The organism is Microcoleus sp. CZ3-B2 (assembly GCF_036705055.1).
In the GTDB taxonomy this organism is placed as follows: Bacteria; Cyanobacteriota; Cyanobacteriia; order Cyanobacteriales; family Microcoleaceae; genus Microcoleus.
Genome location: NZ_JAUBTN010000002.1, coordinates 106983 through 124543, shown reverse-complemented (window position 1 = coordinate 124543; position 17561 = coordinate 106983). Strand labels below are relative to the sequence as shown.

Sequence of the window (17561 nt, the reverse complement as noted above, 5' to 3'; positions counted from 1 at the left end):
GTCGGTGTTGTCACCGGAGTCGGTGTTGTCACCGGAGTCGGTGTTGTCACCGGAGTCGGTGTTGTCACCGGAGTCGGTGTTGTCACCGGAGTCGGCGTTGTCACCGGAGTCGGCGTTGTCACCGGAGTCGGCGTTGTCACCGGAGTCGGAGTCGTAACCGGAGTCGGAGTCGTAACCGGAGTCGGAGTTGTCACCGGAGTCGGCGTTGTCACCGGAGTCGGCGTTGTCACCGGAGTCGGCGTTGTCACCGGAGTCGGCGTTGTCACCGGAGTCGGAGTTGTCACCGGAGTCGTAACCGGTGTTGGGGCTGGTGTTGGGGCTGGTGTTGGGGCTGGTGTTGGTGTTGGAGTTGGTGTTGGAGTCGGTGTCGGTGTTGGAGTTGGTGTCGGTGTCGGTGTCGGAGTAGCTGCAAACGTGCTACTGGCAACATTGAGCAAAACTGCGATCGCCCGATTGCTACTTTTATCTATCATCACCGTATCGGAACTACCAGCACCATTAGCACCCGTACCCGCACTAAAAGTGTAGTTATCAAAATTCAAAAAGCCGTTGTCGCTAGCAATGCGATCGCTTCCATTTTGATAATCGGTAATGTAATCAATACTCTCATCATCTAACAGTAGAAAAAATGTGTCAGAGCCACTGCCACCTGTTAGGGTATCGATACCCCGATCGCCGTGCAAACTATCATTGCCGCTACCGCCGACAATTGAATCATTGCCTTGACCGCCGCACAAGCAATCATCTCCATCTCCTCCGATAACAGTATCTTCATCTTTGTCGCCGCGAAGGGAATCATTGCCACTTCCGCCCTCAATTTCATCATTTCCTTTGCCACCATATACAACTTCAGCATCAGAGGAACCGCTGACAGTATCATTGCCTTTGCGAGTTAGCAATCCTCCAGATACGTCCTGAAGTTGTCCAGCTTCGAGTGCAACATTGTCGGCTGTATCTTCTCCGATCAAATAAATCCCTTGTCGTTTGATAGTCATAATTTTCCTACCTATTGGTTTGCAAAAAAAACTAAGTGAAGAAATGGCGATCGCGCTTTAAGTCCGATCGATAATTACCTCTGATATTATGTCCGGTAGCATCCGATTTTTATCGGTGGGGCGGGTTTATAAGATTGTGGGTTTTAGGCCATAATTGTTGGTAAACCAGCCATCCAAAATTTATACAATTCCGAATTAAACGGACATGATATGATTGAAAAAATTATGGAAAATCACCTGTTTTGTGAAAAGGCTATCGCTTGTTAGTTGTTATATCCTTCAAGCTTTATAGGCCGTCAAAACAGCCATATAGTAGTTGGTTTGATTCCCTCTTGTGACGCTGGTATAACCGATACCTACATCCGTATGCTTGCCGTATAAATCATTAAGAGCTAGCAAGTGAATCCGATGGCCAGGGGGTGATATTCCAGCATCAACGAGCAAATTTGCCATCTGATCTTTTCCTGAAGTTTGAGCACCAGAGGAATTGCCAACGGTGTATACGGTCGATAGCGATTCAATGAAATTGTTGGCGGGGTTGCCCAAGTAAAACGACGGCAGCGGATATCCAGCTCGCTCTACCTTTATGTTTGGGCCCAGACCGTCTGGATCTACATGAGCGAAGTAATTTCTAGCTGCCAAATCATCAGCTCGCTGCTGAGCAACCTGATTTAAAATCGGATCGGGTGTTAAGGGAGGACGAGGCGTAACTCCACTCAGATCAATCCCTAACTGTTGTCCTGTGGCTTGGGGATTTTGCCGAGCAGAGTTGAGGAAATCTAAAGCCGATCGCTCTTCTGGATCTAAGCCGGGGGTTCCTGTTGAACTCGGACTTGGCGATGGATTTGGACTCGGATTTGGACTCGGATTTGGACTCGGATTTGGACTCGGATTTGGACTCGGATTTGGACTCGGACTTATTGTCCCATTTCCACCGATAATTTTCGCAGAAACACTGCCAACATCGCCAGAAAAATTGGTCAACAATGCCAAGACTTTATCAAAAGAAGAATTGCCATTTTTGCTAGCATAAACTCCGACACTATTGCTGTCATTACGAGCAACTAAAACGCGAGAACCTGTCAGGTTATCTACCAGTCGGAGGAAATCAAAAGCAGCATTAAAGTCGGTAATAATAGCTACCCCTTCGCCGATGACACCAAAAGTATCACTACCTCCACCCCCTGTCAGCGTATCTGTGTCAAAGCCACTGACTAAATAATCATCTCCTTTGCCACCAAACAGTTGATCTGCACCCAATCCGCCATACATAGAGTCGCTATCCCGACCACCATAGATAACATCGTTACCAGGATCTCCCAATAAACTGTCACTTCCAGAACCGCCAACAATCAGATCGTTTCCCGCATCGCCTACTAGCGTGTCATCGCCAGCATAGCCATAAATTTCGACGGGTTCAGGATTAAACCAAATGAGTTGGTCATTTTGCGCTGTTCCATCTAAACGAGCCATATTCAATCTCCAATTTGTTAAGTCAATTTGCGGATCGAAAAACAAAAGGCCGGAGAAGGGTCGATCGCACATAATGCGAAATCACCACTTCCCCAGCCCCGCGAAAATCACAATCGTCTCGAACTAGGTTTTGTGTTTATTTAGATGATTCAAACTTTTAATACCGCCAGCCATCGCAGCCGTGCAGTGTAGATACACTTAGGCTTTATTCACCTTGACAAAAAAACATACACCATTCTCGTCTGTTTGTCAACATTCTACAGGGACATAAGTCCCTGTCTCAGTGCCCAGGCGAGGTAGCCCGCACCTATTCCTTTGAATTCCACTCCCGAATATCTTCCTCAGAAATGTGATGCCGATAAAAAGTAGAACCTTTCACAGTCACTTGAATCTTACCTTTACCCTTTTCTCTCCTCTCACTCTCAATAATCACCTGTCCAAACCCTGTTTCTGTCCAAGTTTCACACAAAATCTTCTCAACTTGATTCAAAACCTGATTAATCGGATTCTCTTTGCTTTCTGGCGCTGATGACATATCTGTTTCCACCTTCTGAGTTGACTTAGCTTTGCTGTTGCTGTCGCCTGCTTTGTCAGTCCGATCGCCTGCTGCATCCTCTGATACAAACCTCATAGCTTCTGACTCCCTAAATTTCAGCCTTTATTGACATTGCGGAAATAGCCCTATGTTTTTACGCATAGTTCCAGCTTTTGTAACAATCATTTACACGATCGCTCCCAAAGCCACAGACAGTGAAGCACCTATTACCCGCGATCGCACAACAAATAGCAGCCTTGCATCCGCACAATCCCCATCCGCCAGAAAATCCATAGTTCTTACCTCCTAAATGGTGTTTGCAAAAATTTAATTATTGAATAACTTTTAACCCGTAACTCAGTGTAAAATCAATGCACATTCAAAACTCACAATTGTGCAGTCACAGGCAGCAGTCACCAACCTTTGACATCAAATCCGGTTGCATCGGAATGATATAGATATAGAGGACACGGCAGTGCCGTGTCCCTACAATTGATCGCCGTAGGGACACGGCACTGCCGTGTCCTCCGTTTTTATAATTCCGATGCTAACGGATTTGATATGACATTTCGCTGCCCTACGCGATCGCACTTAAGACATCACACTTTTTCAAACATCCCAGGGGTTATCCCCCCTAAATACACCGCGCGATCGTACTTATACCTATAGGTAAACTACCGATGAATCAAGCAGAGTTTATCACCATTTACAACAATTTAGGCAATAAATGCAAGCAAGTTTTGCAGCAAAAACTAGCTGGAAAACCCAACAAACAAATCGCCAAAATTCTCGCAATTAAATCAGAAGCAACTGTACGCCAACACTTGACCGCAGCATATCAAGCCTTTGGTTTGGGAGACGACAAGCGCTCAAGCTGGTCAGATTTGCAGTCATTGTTTTTTCAATTCATGCCAGAATTAATCCCGGCGCAACCTGTAGAAACACAACCATTAAATTCTCGCTGGGTTGAACGAACTTCAGATATTGCCAAACTCCAAAAATGGACATCAGAAAATTTCAAAATTTTGATAATAGTAGGAGAAGGCGGCATCGGAAAAACCACCTTAGCACAGCAATACTTAGCAAGTTGCCAATTTGAAAAAATCTTAGATATGAAAATTGCCCTAACTCCCGAAAACTTGCGGAGTGCCGATTCATTTGTACAAACTTGGCTGCAACAAGATTTTCAGGAAGATGCACCCAGAGATTTTAGCCTCAGTTTAAACTTACTAGAAAAAAAACTGCGTCAAATCAAAGTCGCAATTTTCATAGACAACTTAGAACCTGCCTTATGCAACGGTATGTTTTTACCTGAATACCGCAATTATGTAGAATTACTGCGGGTCCTGTGCGATCCGAGAATCAAAGGAGTCACCCTGATTACCAGTAGAGAAAAATTAAAAGAACCAGATATCAGAGGCGTTCAAACTCACAGTTTGACAGGCTTGAGTCCAGAAGCATGGCAACAATATTTTGAATTTCCCAAAACTTCGGAAGATTTACAAGCTCTGCAAGAAATGCACGCAGTTTACAAAGGTAATGCTCTGGCAATGGAGGTGCTGTACAATGATATTCACAATAATTATGACGGAGATATTGCCGAAGCTTGGCAACAAAACCGCCAGGAATTACAGCAGCTAGATCCATTTTCGTTTCTTATCAACAATCAACTAAATCGCCTCAACGCTCACTCTCAGCAAGCTTACCGCTTGCTATGCCGTTTGGGAGCTTGTCGGTATCAAGAAATTGAATGGTTGCCAGATACTTGTATCAAGGCTTTGCTGTGGGATGTAACGCCAGCAGAACAATTGAAAGTAACGCGGCAGTTGTGCGACTATTCCTTGCTACAATTACATCGGGGCAAATACCGAATGCACCCAGCAATTCGGGCGGCGGGTTTGAATCAGTTGCAAAAGAGCAGCGAATGGGAACAAACTCAAAGGGCGATCGCCCAACATTGGTTTACCAGTGTAGAACACATTCAATCCCCTCAGTTAGGTTTGCAAGTTTTAGAAGCTTATTATCATTTCCGAGAAATACATGATTGTGATTCAGCGTGGGATGTATTGTGCCGCCCTGCTATACCTATTTTACCAGAAGAATTGTTTCTATATTTTTTATCCTGGGGATACATCAGCCAAACTCTTGAATTAGCAGAAAAACTGTTAAATCGAGTTTCGCCTAACCGGGAAGCAAGTCTGTATCGTTGCATCGGCGACTGTCACGCCTATTTGCTAGCGGATGGTTTTGAGGTAGCTTTAGAATATCACCGCCAAGCTCAATTTGCTGCTAAGCGTGAAGGCGATAAATGGACAGAATTCAACTCCTATAGTGATATGGGTTTGTGCTATATTGCTGCTGGTGAATACGAGTTAGGATTAGCTATTTACCAAGCAAAACTCGATCTAGCTTTATCTCCAGTATCTCCTGCAATTCAATCTCGGTTAAATAGTTGTTACTGCGAAGTTGCTCTACTGCGCTCTTATTTAGGACAAGGGAGTGAGGCCAAGGCAGCATTGAAAGAAGCTAAAAGACACTTACAACAACCTTTAGAAAATGTTCCGCCTTGGCAAGCTTGTTGGGATTTGAATATGGCTGGTTTAGCTCAAAAACATATTGGCGAGTACGAACAAGCTAAGCAAACTTTAGGGCAAGTTGTGGCGATCGCCCAAAATTGCAACTTTACATCAGACATCGCCCGTGCCTGGTACATTCTGGGCGATGTTTTTCGAGAAAGTAATGATTTTTCAGCTTCTTTGAAATATCAAAACCAAGCCATTGAATTTTATACGAAAATTGGTGCTAAGTACGAATTAGGGATTAGCAATTATTACATCGGGCTGACTTACCGGGATTTGGGAGAATTAGAAATAGCTCAGAATCACTGGCAGCAAGCTATTAAAATATTTAATCAAATGAAAACGCCTAAACAAGTGAATAAAGTTCAAGATTGTCTGAATGGCAATTTTAGCCAAAAAGTGTAAAATGAAAGATGGTGAGTTTCAGGAGTGGAAGCTATTCCCACGACAGCACAGAGGCAAACCTTCATTCTTTGTTGCTGGGCAACAAAATTGTATCGGAGTGTTCATTTAGTCCGTATAGATGAGCGGACAGGAAATGTGTTCATCTTAGTTGGTGAAGAAATCGAAATCGAAATTAAACCCAAGGTCGAATGGATTAAATAAATATGAAACCCAACTTCAATGAAATGAGCAAAAAAGAGTTACGCGCTTATGTACTCGCTCATCGAGATGATAATGAGGCATTCTATGCTTATGTTGATAAAATCAACGCAGAAGGGAACCGGGTAACGCATCCACCCCTAAAATCCTTAGAGGATATGGAAAATTATCCAGAGTTTATAGAAAAACTCCGGGGCGATCCGGGCCACCAAGAATCAGCTTAGATGTAGTGGGGCGGGTTTTCCGAATTTTTTGACAGCTACTAATAAATTGTATAAACCCGCCCCCACCCCGCCCATAAATGCTCTAAACTCGCTTCAGAAGAGGCAGATATTTTGACCCTATTTCCGCACAGCTTCCAGCAAGCGAGAATAGTAAAAGCTAGTGCTGTTCATGGCTGTTCTGTTAACAACAAAGCCGTTGCTTTCTAGGATTTTGATAATATCTGCTTCGCGGTGCTGGTAAGCGCGAGTAGTTTTGCTCGGGCCGGGGAAAAGTTCGCCAAATTTTTTGAGGGCGGTGAGTGCTAAAGTTTTTGGGGCAAAACTGAGAATTAGTCGCGATTGGGCGATCGAACTTAGGTGAGCGATCATTTCCGCGGCTTTATTTTGAGGATAGTGGATCAGCACGTCCAAGCAAATAACCGTGTGAAATTTGCCCGTTAAAGCTTCCAAATCCTGGGCGGCGAAGGATATGTTGTACAGCTTGCCGGGAACGGCTGTCGATCGATCGTAGGCTTCTGCTACCATCTTTTCAGAGATATCGCTAGCGCAAACAATTGCCCCAGCCTCAGCTAGGGGAATGCTCAAAGATCCCACACCGCAGCCGGCATCGCAGATACTCAGCCCGGCCAAATTACCGTCAGCTTGCAGCCATTCGATGACTGTATCCACCGTTTTCTGGTGCCCGGTGCGGATGTCTAGCTGCACTTTGTTGACTTTGCCGTCGCCGTAAATTCGCTGCCAGCGATCGAATCCCGTCGAGTTAAAATACTGTCTAACTATAGTCTTGTCGTCTACCAAATTCATCGATCTGCCTGCTGCTGAGTTATTGCCAACGGTTTGATATTATAGCAGAAGTCATTAGTCATTAGTCATCAGTCATCAGTCATCAGTCATTAGTCATCAGTCATTAGTCATTAGTCATTAGTCATTAGTCCTTAGTCATCAGTCATCAGTCATCAGTCATTAGGAAAAATTCCCATTCCCAATTCTTAATTCCCAATTCCCAATTCCCAATTCCCAATTCCCCATTCCCAATTCCCAATTCCCCATTCCCAATTCCCAATTCCCCATTCCCCATTCGCGATTCCCCATTCCCAATTCCCCATTACAATCTAAAATCTAAAATAGTCTGTGCCAAGTTAATTGTTTTATCGCTTCATTCAAATTCCAGCGCAACAGTTGAGCAGCAGGTTGGCCGATAATTCCCGAAAGTCCGATCGCCTTTCTGGGAGATTCAGTTGCTAGGGCGATCGCACTTTCTGGCTCGCAAATCCCCCACTTCACCAAATTCTGCACTCCCGCCAACAGTGGCAGAGTTGTACCTGCCAAAGTAGCAGATTCCAGGGGCGTGTGGTAATCCAATCTTACCCAAGCCGTACCTTTTCTGACTTCAATTTGTCGGGAATCCCAAGGATAAACACCGTCAGGCAAACCCAAAGGAGCTAAAGCATCGCTGACCAAAAAAATGCCTTTTTCGTAGCCGCCTGCGCGAAGCAAAAAATCGATCATTGTGGGAGAAACGTGCTTTCCGTCAGCAATTAAACCGCATTTTGCGCCCGGATAAACGATCGCAGCGCCCAACAAACCCGGTTCTCGGTGGTGCAAACTCGGCATCGCATTAAAAGCGTGAGTTACCATTGAAGCACCGCTGGCAAGTGCTTGCTGCGCTTGCTCTGCCGTTGCTTGGGAGTGTCCGAGACTGACGGTAATTCCCAAACTTTGCAAGTAGGGAATGACTTCGCCCGTGCTGTCTAATTCAGGTGCTAAAGTAATTATTTTGACAACTTCGGCACAATCTCCTAAAACTTGTTTGACATTCTCTATAGTTAGCGGTAGTAAAAACTCAACGGGGTGAGCTCCTCGCTTCTGCGGGTTGAGAAAAGGGCCTTCGAGGTGAACGCCGATAATTTCCGCTGTTTTTGTATTATTTGTTGCTGGAGCAGCGTTTTTTGCACTGCGGATATAATCAGCTACCGTCGAGAGCGATCGCCTAAACTTTTTCAGCGAAGTTGTTACCAAAGTTGGCAAAAAAGCATCTATTCCCTGATTCCATAAAAATTGAGAAATTTTCGATAAAACTTCAATATCTTTGCTTTCTAAATCGGGAAAAGCAAAACCGAGAGCTCCGTTAATTTGCAAGTCAACACCGCCCAGGGAAATCCAATCGCCTGCTGCATCAACCACTTGCAAATCTGGAGGACAAATCCGTTTAAATACTGCATCCATCGGGCAAACTTCTTGAATGATGCCCGCTTCGTCAACAGCAAGCATTTGCAGCTCCTTGTAGCCGGGGATGCGAGCATTGAGAATATTGATGGGGGAGGCAGTTGGGGTTGTGACTTCAGTCATCCGATTTTAGATTTGAGATTTTAGTAGATTTGAGATTTTAGATATTTCGGCTTCGTAATGCAAGTGTGAGTTTTCAGATTTTAAATACTTGCATCCGATTTTAGATTTGAGATTTCATATTTTAGATCCTTCGGTTTTGCCTTACAAGTTTGAGATTTGTTCGCCTCGATCTGGGGGCTGGTGATGAGGATGCGAAGCTTTTTGCTTGCTGCATTCTTGGCTTGTGACTAAATTGCTCTCCTGCATCAGTTTGGCTACAAAATATCTAAATTTTAGTTAACGCCATAATTTTAAATTACCATTAATCTGAAATCTCATATCTGAAAATTGCATGAATGAACCGATAGTTGGAATTATTATGGGCAGCGATTCGGATTTGCCTACCATGTCTGATGCGATCGCCATTTGCGAAGAATTCAACATACCTTGCTCTGTGGCGATCGTCTCGGCCCACCGCACTCCCCTACCCATGGTAGAATACGCCCAAACCGCTCACCAACGGGGCTTGAAAGTCATTATCGCAGGTGCTGGGGGAGCGGCACATCTGCCGGGAATGGTAGCATCTTTAACTCCTTTGCCAGTGATTGGCGTGCCGGTACCGAGCCGCCACCTGCAAGGGGTAGATTCGCTGTACTCGATCGTGCAAATGCCAGCCGGGATACCGGTGGCAACAGTAGCGATCGGCAATGCTAAAAATGCCGGCTTGCTGGCAGTTCAAATATTAGCAGTTTCTCAGCCAGAATTGCTAGATCGAGTCCTCGCATACCGCAAAAATTTGTCCGAATCTGTAATGAATAAACAAAATCAGCTAGAAAATGTAGGTTATCAGAACTATCTCAATCTGAACAATAATCTATAAACTTCTGTAGTAGAATTGGAAAGTTTTCGGGTTCTTACCGATCGGAACAGTTATAAAAAGGGCGAAAATGATCAAAATGACTGTCGGGAAAAAAAAATCGAAACAATTCAGGCGGGAGTCTTTAGATTTACCAGCGAAATCTTTTACAAAAGTTAACAGGTTCCAGAAATTACAAAGGGCGATCGCCCGCCTGAGCCCGAGTTGGCAAGCCTGCATACCCTTAGCTGCGATCGTATTCTCGCTTTGGGGATATGCCGCAGTCGCCCAAACGCCTGCCGCCCCAACCACCGAGCAACAATTGGCAAGCCTCAAAGTAGGCATGGATACCATGTGGGTAATGGTGACGGGAATGCTAGTGTTCTTTATGAACGCGGGTTTCGGTATGTTGGAAACCGGTTTTTGCCGTCAAAAAAATGCGGTTAACGTGCTGTCCAAAAACTTGATTGTTTTTGCACTGTCAACGCTGGCGTATTGGGCGATCGGCTTTGCATTAATGTTCAGCAACGGCAACGGTTTTATCGGCAGCAGCGGCGGATTTTTCCTGTGGAATGTAGCTGACAACAGCCCCGCCACAGGAGATGCTTATCAAGGCATCTTCACCGCATTAAACTGGACGGGAGTACCCCTCAACGCTAAATTCTTTTTCCAATTAGTTTTTGCCGGAACTGCTGCCACGATCGTTTCTGGGGCCGTTGCAGAGCGCATTAAATTCCTGGAATTCTTAATTTTCTGCTTGCTGTTAGTAGGCATTGCTTACCCGATTACCGGACACTGGATTTGGGGCGGCGGCTGGCTGGCAACAGCCGGATTTTGGGATTTTGCCGGTTCGACAGTGGTTCACTCGGTAGGCGGTTGGGCTGCTTTGATGGGAGCGGCATTTCTCGGGCCGCGGATGGGCAGGTATCGCGACGGCGATACTGTGGCAATGCCGGGACACAACATGAGTATCGCGACTCTGGGCTGTTTGATTCTGTGGTTGGGTTGGTTCGGGTTCAATCCCGGTTCGACAATGGCACTCGATCCAAATGCAATCTCCCACATCGCCATCACCACCAACACCGCCGGTGCCTTCGGGGGAGTTGCTGCAACGATTACAGCTTGGCTTTACCTGGGCAAACCCGACCTTTCGATGATTATCAACGGCATCCTCGCAGGCTTAGTCGGGGTAACAGCTAGCTGTGCTTGGATCAACATACCCAACTCTGCCATTATCGGCACGATCGCCGGCATCCTGGTAGTTTTCGCCGTAACTTTCTTCGACAACTTGAAAGTAGACGATCCTGTAGGGGCAACTTCAGTTCACTTAGTCTGCGGCATCTGGGGGACTCTGGCAGTGGGCTTGTTTGCTGACGGGCCGACAACAGGTCTTTATACCGCAGGCCCGGCAGCCGGATTGCTCGTGGGCGGAGGTTTCGGTCAACTCTGGGCGCAGTTGGTGGGCGTTATTTCTGTAGGCGGGATGACTGTTTTGCTGAGCACGATTTTTTGGGTGGCACTAAAAGCTTTGCTGGGTATCCGCGTTTCTCCTGCTGAGGAGGCTGAAGGTTTGGATATCGGCGAACACGGGATGGAAGCTTACACTGGTTTTGTGAAGGAAACTAGCTTGGAAAACAGAAGTGAGACCAGCTACGGCGGTTATGCTGGAAGCTCTGGCGGGAGGACTACTAAACTTTAGATCGCTCCTTGAGAGGGTGCGATCGATCGACTTTCTTCAGCTTTCTGGCCCTAGATCGGCGATTTGTAGGTTAATCTAGGGCTTGATTCACCTTAACAAAACGGGTTGGTGCGTCTAACCCTCTTTAAAAAAAAACGCACCTCTAAAACAGCCCTCAATCCTTATGTAGTAACTCATACCCCAATTTCAAATCTCAAATCTCAAATCTCAAATTGTCAGATTTGTGTGCCAGAAAGTTTGGCAGCCATATTTTTTATGATAAAGTAGTGCCAAAAAGCAAAGTTCTGCATCGCCGTCGCGCCCTCCCACAGCACAGTGGTTTATTCATGACAAGAATTGAGGCGAAAATCGAGCGGTCAAAATTGATGCAGCAATTAGTGCTAATGATTCAGTGTGGTGTCTGCAAATCGTTTGAGTTTATGGAGAAGTTTGGAGGAGTTAGCAAAAGTAGAACTCATAAATCCCTCTTAGGGATGGAAGTTAGGCGATCGAAAAAAATGCCGGTTTGGGCTTTCTTATCTCTGGTGACAAACGCGCTACTAATAGCCGCGATCGCTCAAATGCTCGCCAGAGGACACAACATGACAGAAAGCTCTCCTGAGAGTGCTGCGGTTGCAGGAGGCACTGAGGAACTAATTCGCTCTGTGACGGCGACAAACTCTGCAAAGACATTGCTAGAGGTACCGGTTCCGGGACAGCGACACAAATGGACTTACCAGGAGTGGGTGATGCAGTTGGGCCGGGAAGCTGAGGCGGTGGCGGCGAATCGACCCCCCAAACTCAGTGTTTTGGCTGGGGATTCTTTGAGTATGTGGTTTCCAGCAAAGATGTTGCCGCCCGATCGCATTTGGCTCAATCAAGGGATTTCGGGGGAGACTTCCGTGGGTTTGCTCAAGCGCTTGCAGTTGTTAGATCGCACGGCACCCGATACGGTGTTTGTCATGATCGGGATTAACGATTTGCTGCGGGGCGCCACCGACGAAGGGATTTTGGACAATCAGCGGCAGATTATTCGCGATTTGCGGTGGGCTCACCCGAAAGCACAAGTGGTGGTGCAGTCGATTTTGCCGCACAGCGGGGAACAAGCAACTTGGGAAAATCGCGATCGGCTGCTGGCGATTCCTAACAGTCGGATTCGCTCCATCAATCGGCGGCTCAAAGAAATTGCTAGTTCTGAAAATGTTTTGTATCTCGATTTGCAGCCGCTGTTTGCGGATGCTGACGGCAATTTACCAATCGAACTGAGTACAGACGGCTTGCACCTTAACGATCGGGGTTATCTGGTTTGGCGATCGGGCCTGCAAATGTTTGCTCAGATGCAGTTAAAACATTAGTCAATAGTCAATAGTCAATAGTCATTAGTCAATAGTCATTTTAGCTGATCGCGAAGCCGAAGGCTAGTCATTAGTGCTGTCCCTCCGAGCGAACGTTATCAGAAAATTGGGTTTAAAACCTCGTCTTTTGAGAACGGCTTTTTTCCATTGTTAAGTAAAACAACAAATCCATCTTAACAAATGAATATGTTAGAATAACTAAATCAGACAAGATATAAAAACCTACCCCCGGACTGGGGGAAAGTCTACGCCCAAAAGATTTTTGAGGAGATATGACTACGCAGCTACGCTGCAAACGTAGTCAGCCTGGGAACCCACGCAAACGTGGGATATTAAGACATAAATGTCTTAAGAATCCCCTTGCCTTAAGGCCGGGGAGTGTCAATAGTGAGGACTTGCTGAAAAAGTCCACAAATCGAATCTAGGTGCCAAACAGCTTGAAAAATGGGAGATTCGGAGATGGATCCCCAAATTTACTCCACAATTTTCCACCGAAATGCAAGGATTTTGAGCCGACAAAGGTCATAACGAGAGCTATTTTTTGTGTTTAAAAATCTTGAAACCCTAGGCAGTCATAACTTCTAGTTCTATTCGGCAAGCCCTAGTCATCACTCGCAGTCATCACTCGTAGTCAGCAGTGAGAAAGATCGAGGATCAATTTATATTCTCCCGAACTCTTCCCTTCTTTACCCGATCGCGACTTATCAGCCAGCGTAGCCGAAGGAAGCCTTTATAGCTTTCTTCCCTGTCCCGTTTCCGCTTCCACGGGTTATGTCAAATACCGGGAAATATATTTAAGAAATCCAATTTTTGAAATATCTAGTATACCTTGATACAGAATAATAGTTTCTACAAATGGTGCAATCCAAAAGGCATAGGCTATTAGATTGATAGTTGACCAATTTAGATCGATCCAGTTGTGTGAAGTCGGGCAGTTGAGGACTAGGGAATTATCTATTGAAGATTGGTTCCGCTCAAACAGGGACTTAAAACCAAATAACTATTGCATCTAAAATCCTCGCATCTAAAATCGGCTCCGTCTTCCCTAAAAAATGCTGAGTATTAGAAGGTAAAAATAACGTGTTCAAAAGAAGTTTCACGATCGGCATCCTCGCACTGTGGCTGTTAAGCGGGCCGCTGATGGACAATGCCTTAGCTCAAGATGCTCCTGCTGCTGCTCCTGCGGCGGCTGCGGTGGTGGCGAATCCGATCGACACCGGCGATACGGCATGGATGTTAGTGTCATCAGCACTGGTGTTGTTAATGACACCAGGACTAGCGTTTTTCTACGGAGGACTGGTGCGATCGCGCAACGTCCTCAACACCATGATGATGAGCTTAGTCATGATGGGACTGATCGGAGTCACCTGGACGCTGTGGGGGTACAGTTTGGCCTTTGACGTTTCCACTCCAGCCTCCCAAGGCTTTGCTAAAGGGATCGAAAGCTTCATTGGCGGCCTGGACTGGATGTTCTTAAACAACGTCGTCGCAGACAAACCAGATCCGATCGGCTACGCACCGACAATACCCCACCAAGTATTCATGGTTTACCAGATGATGTTCGCCATCATCACTCCCGCCTTGATTTCCGGGGCGATCGTCGAACGGGTAACATTCAAAACCTACTTCTGGTTCGTGCTGCTGTGGTCAACCTTCATCTACTCACCTTTAGCGCACTGGGTTTGGGGTAGAGGGTGGCTCGGAGCGATCGGAGCTCTAGACTTTGCCGGCGGTACAGTCGTCCACATCAGTTCCGGCGTATCAGCCGTAGTCGCAGCTTGGGTAATCGGGCCCCGCAAAGACCACTTGAACAAGCCCCACACACCCCACAACGTACCCTACGTCTTGTTAGGAATTGGACTGCTGTGGTTCGGCTGGTTTGGCTTCAACGGCGGTAGCGCTTTGGCATCCGGTTCCTTAGCCACAGTAGCTTTTGTCACCACAATGATTGCTACCGCAGGCGGCGGCTTAACTTGGACAATCATCGAATGGGTGTTCAGAGGCAAACCGACAGCAGTCGGAATTGCTAGCGGTTTCCTAGCGGGATTGGTAGGAATCACACCCGCCGCTGGATTCGTGCTGCCAGTGGGGGCGCTTTTGATCGGATCGATCACTTCGGTTTGCTGCTTCTTTGCCGTTAGCTGGCGCGCTAAGCTGGGATTTGACGACACTTTAGATACCTACCCGATTCACGGCCTCGGCGGGACTGTAGGGGCGTTGCTGACTGGCGTATTTGCGACTAAAGCCGTTAACGCTGCCGGAAATGACGGGCTGTTTGCTGGAAATCCGGGGCAAGTCGTGACCCAGTTTATAGGTGTTCTCGCTACTTACGTGTTTGCGGCTGTCGGCACTTTTGTGATTTTGAAAATTTTGGGGCAGTTTATGGAACTGCGAGTACCGTCATCTGCTGAAGACCAAGGCTTGGATATCGGCCAACACGGGGAAGAAGCTTACGGTGAGGATTTTGCCGGCGGTTTCAGTTCCTTTGAATCTGGTTCTCCTTTTGCGCCGAAGAAGGTGGGAGGCTGATTTTTTCGGGTAAGTGCGATCGTGTAGAGATGCAGTTATCTGCGTTTCTACGCTTTTTTTAACGAACCGCGAAGGCGCAAAGAGCGCGAAGGAAGAGGAGGAAGAAGGGTTAAGATGAGAGAATTATTCGTTTGATGCCTTCTTTGAGGATGGGAACGTTGAAGTTGATGAGAAGGCCTAGGTTTTTTTTTGTCATTTTGAGATAGGAGATAACTTGGGCTTCGTGGATGGGAGCTAGCTTTTCGACAGCTTTTAGTTCGACAATCAGGATATCGCCAACCAGAAAGTCTAATTGACCTTCGCCGACTTGATGACTTTTGTAGGTGATTGCTACTGGCTTTTTAGGCTCACAAAGTATCCCCCGTATCCCAAATTCAACTTCTAAGGATTCCTGATACACTGATTCTAAAAATCCTGGGCCCAACAGCCGATGCACCTCGATCGCGGCCCCAATCGCTCTATAAGCCAACTGTTCTACCTGTTCGCCCAATTCTCTCATTCTTCTTTCTTCTTCCTTCGTGTCCTTCGCGCCTTCGCGGTTCATTCCCTCTTCCCTCTCACTGTGTCGATCACACAAATAGCATATCTCATCCCTCCCTACTGAAACAAATAATCCCGATCGCCCCCCAGGCCTTCTAAAATCAAAGGTAATTCACCTAGATTTGAACTCAATACCGCATGGATACTAAAGCTTTTAAACGATCGCTCCAACAGTCTGAAAACTACCACCGCAAGGGTTTTGGACACGAAGCTGAGGTGGCTGACGTGATGCAGACTGCTTATCAAAGCAGTCTGATCCAGCAAATTCGCGACAACAATTACAGGCTTGAGCGCGGTGGCGTCACCATCCGGCTGGCTGAGGCTTTTGGCTTTTGCTGGGGCGTGGAACGCGCTGTGGCTATTGCTTATGAGGCTCGCCAGCATTTCCCCACCCAACGGATTTGGATTACTAATGAGATTATTCACAATCCTTCTGTCAATCAGCATTTGCGCGATATGGAGGTTGGTTTTATTGCTGTTGAAAAAGGACAGAAAGATTTTTCGGTTGTCAGTAGCGGCGATGTGGTAATTTTACCGGCTTTTGGGGCTAGCGTCCAAGAAATGCAGTTGCTTAATGATAAGGGCTGCAAGATTGTTGATACTACTTGTCCTTGGGTTTCTAAGGTTTGGAATACTGTTGAGAAGCACAAGAAGAAAGATTATACTTCGATTATTCACGGTCAGTACAAGCACGAGGAAACTGTTGCTACCAGTTCTTTTGCTGATAAGTATTTGATTGTTTTGAACTGGGCAGAAGCTGAATATGTCAGCAATTATATCTTGTACGGGGGCGATCGCGCTGAGTTTTTGGCTAAGTTTAGCAAGGCTTATTCTGCTGGTTTTGACCCGGATGTAGATTTGGAGAGGGTAGGGGTTGCCAATCAAACTACTATGCTCAAAACTGAAACTGAGAATATTGGTAAGTTATTTGAAAAGACGATGCTGCGGAAATTTGGGCCGTCCAATCTTAATGAACATTTTCTGAGTTTTAATACTATCTGCGATGCAACTCAGGAACGGCAGGATGCTATGTTGAGCTTGGTTGAGGAAAAGTTGGATTTGATGCTGGTGATTGGCGGTTTTAATTCTTCTAATACTACTCACTTGCAGGAAATTGCGATCGACAAAACTCTTCCTTCTTATCACATTGATTCTGCCGATCGCATTTTACCGGGAAATCGCATCGAACACAAGCCTTTAGGGGGAGATTTGATGGTCACCCAAAATTGGCTGCCTGATGGTAATATTGTGGTGGGCGTTACTTCTGGTGCTTCGACTCCAGATAAAGTAGTTGAGGATGCGATCGATCGCATTTTGACAATGAAAGCCGCTGTTATTGCCTAATTATCTTGTTCGGACACTGCACTCAAAATCATCATTTTCTCCGTGCAGTGCGATCGTCTTCTTCCCAGACTATAATTCCGATACCAGCGGATTTGATGCTATACCATTTATCAAAAGTCATGCAGCAGTAATCCTAGGGTGCGCCGTCATTAAAAATCCTTAAAAAAAATCGACTTTTAGGGTAGCGACGCACCCGACAACTACCCCTAAAAATTATCCGCGTAAATCTCCGTTTATTTGCGGTTCGCTTCCTACCAATTTCTTCCCTTTTAAACAATATTTTCTGAATAAAAAATTTAAAAAATCGCCTTTTTTTTGAGTAAAAAGCTTGACAGAGTTGAATTTATAAAGTATATTTTAGATAATTGAAGTGGTGGCAATTTTAAAATTAAACTTTCCACTCCCATTATTTAAAATATACCACAAAATTTAACTTAAATCAATAGATAAAAACTCCTTTTTTTGCGCGGCGATTTTAGATTTACTTGCAGCGCCGTGAATCAAGCGACTTGATTGGGAAGT

15 protein-coding genes are annotated in these 17561 nt (G+C 46.0%); 8 read left to right on the top strand and 7 right to left on the bottom strand.

Annotation, left to right across the window (positions count from 1 at the left end; genetic code table 11):
- The 3 genes from QUA97_RS01605 to QUA97_RS01595 all read right to left on the bottom strand — a co-directional run.
- Positions 1 to 995: calcium-binding protein (locus QUA97_RS01605; protein WP_442922470.1), on the bottom strand; the 995-nt coding region annotated here is incomplete at its 3' end.
- Positions 996 to 1274: 279 nt separating this feature from the next.
- Positions 1275 to 2468, bottom strand: a complete 1194-nt coding sequence (locus QUA97_RS01600; RefSeq protein WP_333192450.1) for a CAP domain-containing protein — start codon at positions 2466 to 2468, stop codon at positions 1275 to 1277.
- Positions 2469 to 2775: 307 nt separating this feature from the next.
- Positions 2776 to 3099 carry a hypothetical protein gene (locus tag QUA97_RS01595; protein ID WP_228050056.1) on the bottom strand — a complete coding sequence of 108 codons (324 nt, stop codon included), beginning with the start codon at positions 3097 to 3099 and terminating at the stop codon, positions 2776 to 2778.
- A gap of 584 nt (positions 3100 to 3683) precedes the next feature.
- Here QUA97_RS01595 and QUA97_RS01590 point away from each other — a divergent pair.
- Genes QUA97_RS01590 through QUA97_RS01585 form a run of 3 tightly spaced genes read left to right on the top strand, consistent with a single transcriptional unit; the run spans position 3684 to position 6409 of the window.
- On the top strand, positions 3684 to 5987 hold the full coding sequence (locus tag QUA97_RS01590) for a tetratricopeptide repeat protein (RefSeq protein ID WP_194068053.1): 2304 nt from the start codon (positions 3684 to 3686) through the stop codon (positions 5985 to 5987).
- A gap of 24 nt (positions 5988 to 6011) precedes the next feature.
- Entirely contained in the window at positions 6012 to 6188 is a 177-nt protein-coding gene (locus QUA97_RS28240) for a DUF6888 family protein (RefSeq protein WP_442922469.1), read from the top strand.
- A 2-nt stretch (positions 6189 to 6190) separates the two neighbouring features.
- The gene (locus QUA97_RS01585) at positions 6191 to 6409 is read left to right on the top strand and encodes a DUF6887 family protein (protein WP_194068052.1); all 219 of its coding nucleotides are present in this window, start codon (positions 6191 to 6193) and stop codon (positions 6407 to 6409) included.
- Positions 6410 to 6526: 117 nt separating this feature from the next.
- Here the strand turns inward: QUA97_RS01585 and bchM are convergent, their stop codons facing one another.
- The 3 genes from bchM to nagA form a co-directional block, all read right to left on the bottom strand.
- Positions 6527 to 7213 carry a magnesium protoporphyrin IX methyltransferase gene (bchM, locus tag QUA97_RS01580; RefSeq protein ID WP_194067445.1) on the bottom strand — a complete coding sequence of 229 codons (687 nt, stop codon included), beginning with the start codon at positions 7211 to 7213 and terminating at the stop codon, positions 6527 to 6529.
- A gap of 159 nt (positions 7214 to 7372) precedes the next feature.
- The gene (locus QUA97_RS01575) at positions 7373 to 7501 is read right to left on the bottom strand and encodes a hypothetical protein (protein WP_255515860.1); all 129 of its coding nucleotides are present in this window, start codon (positions 7499 to 7501) and stop codon (positions 7373 to 7375) included.
- Positions 7502 to 7528: 27 nt separating this feature from the next.
- A complete protein-coding gene (gene nagA / locus QUA97_RS01570; protein ID WP_194067444.1) occupies positions 7529 to 8758 on the bottom strand; it encodes an N-acetylglucosamine-6-phosphate deacetylase in 1230 nt (409 codons plus the stop codon).
- 331 nt (positions 8759 to 9089) lie between these two features.
- Here nagA and purE point away from each other — a divergent pair, with 331 nt between their 5' ends.
- The 4 genes from purE (at position 9090) to QUA97_RS01550 (ending at position 15155) form a co-directional block, all read left to right on the top strand.
- Positions 9090 to 9617 (top strand): 5-(carboxyamino)imidazole ribonucleotide mutase, encoded by a 528-nt coding sequence (purE, locus tag QUA97_RS01565; protein WP_333192440.1) that lies wholly within the window; start codon positions 9090 to 9092, stop codon positions 9615 to 9617.
- Between the two features lie 76 nt (positions 9618 to 9693).
- Positions 9694 to 11292: an ammonium transporter gene (locus tag QUA97_RS01560; RefSeq protein WP_442922468.1), complete on the top strand. Its 1599-nt coding sequence runs from the start codon at positions 9694 to 9696 to the stop codon at positions 11290 to 11292.
- 473 nt (positions 11293 to 11765) lie between these two features.
- A complete protein-coding gene (locus tag QUA97_RS01555) occupies positions 11766 to 12626 on the top strand; it encodes an SGNH/GDSL hydrolase family protein (protein ID WP_333192539.1) in 861 nt (286 codons plus the stop codon).
- A gap of 1080 nt (positions 12627 to 13706) precedes the next feature.
- Positions 13707 to 15155, top strand: a complete 1449-nt coding sequence (locus QUA97_RS01550; protein WP_333192434.1) for an ammonium transporter — start codon at positions 13707 to 13709, stop codon at positions 15153 to 15155.
- Between the two features lie 109 nt (positions 15156 to 15264).
- On the opposite strand, the gene QUA97_RS01545 is transcribed toward QUA97_RS01550, so the two are convergent.
- Entirely contained in the window at positions 15265 to 15699 is a 435-nt protein-coding gene (locus QUA97_RS01545) for a GxxExxY protein (RefSeq protein ID WP_194067441.1), read from the bottom strand.
- A gap of 134 nt (positions 15700 to 15833) precedes the next feature.
- On the opposite strand from QUA97_RS01545, the gene QUA97_RS01540 reads away from it, so the two are divergent.
- The gene (locus tag QUA97_RS01540) at positions 15834 to 17039 is read left to right on the top strand and encodes a 4-hydroxy-3-methylbut-2-enyl diphosphate reductase (RefSeq protein WP_333192430.1); all 1206 of its coding nucleotides are present in this window, start codon (positions 15834 to 15836) and stop codon (positions 17037 to 17039) included.
- The last annotated feature ends 522 nt before the right edge of the window (positions 17040 to 17561 follow it).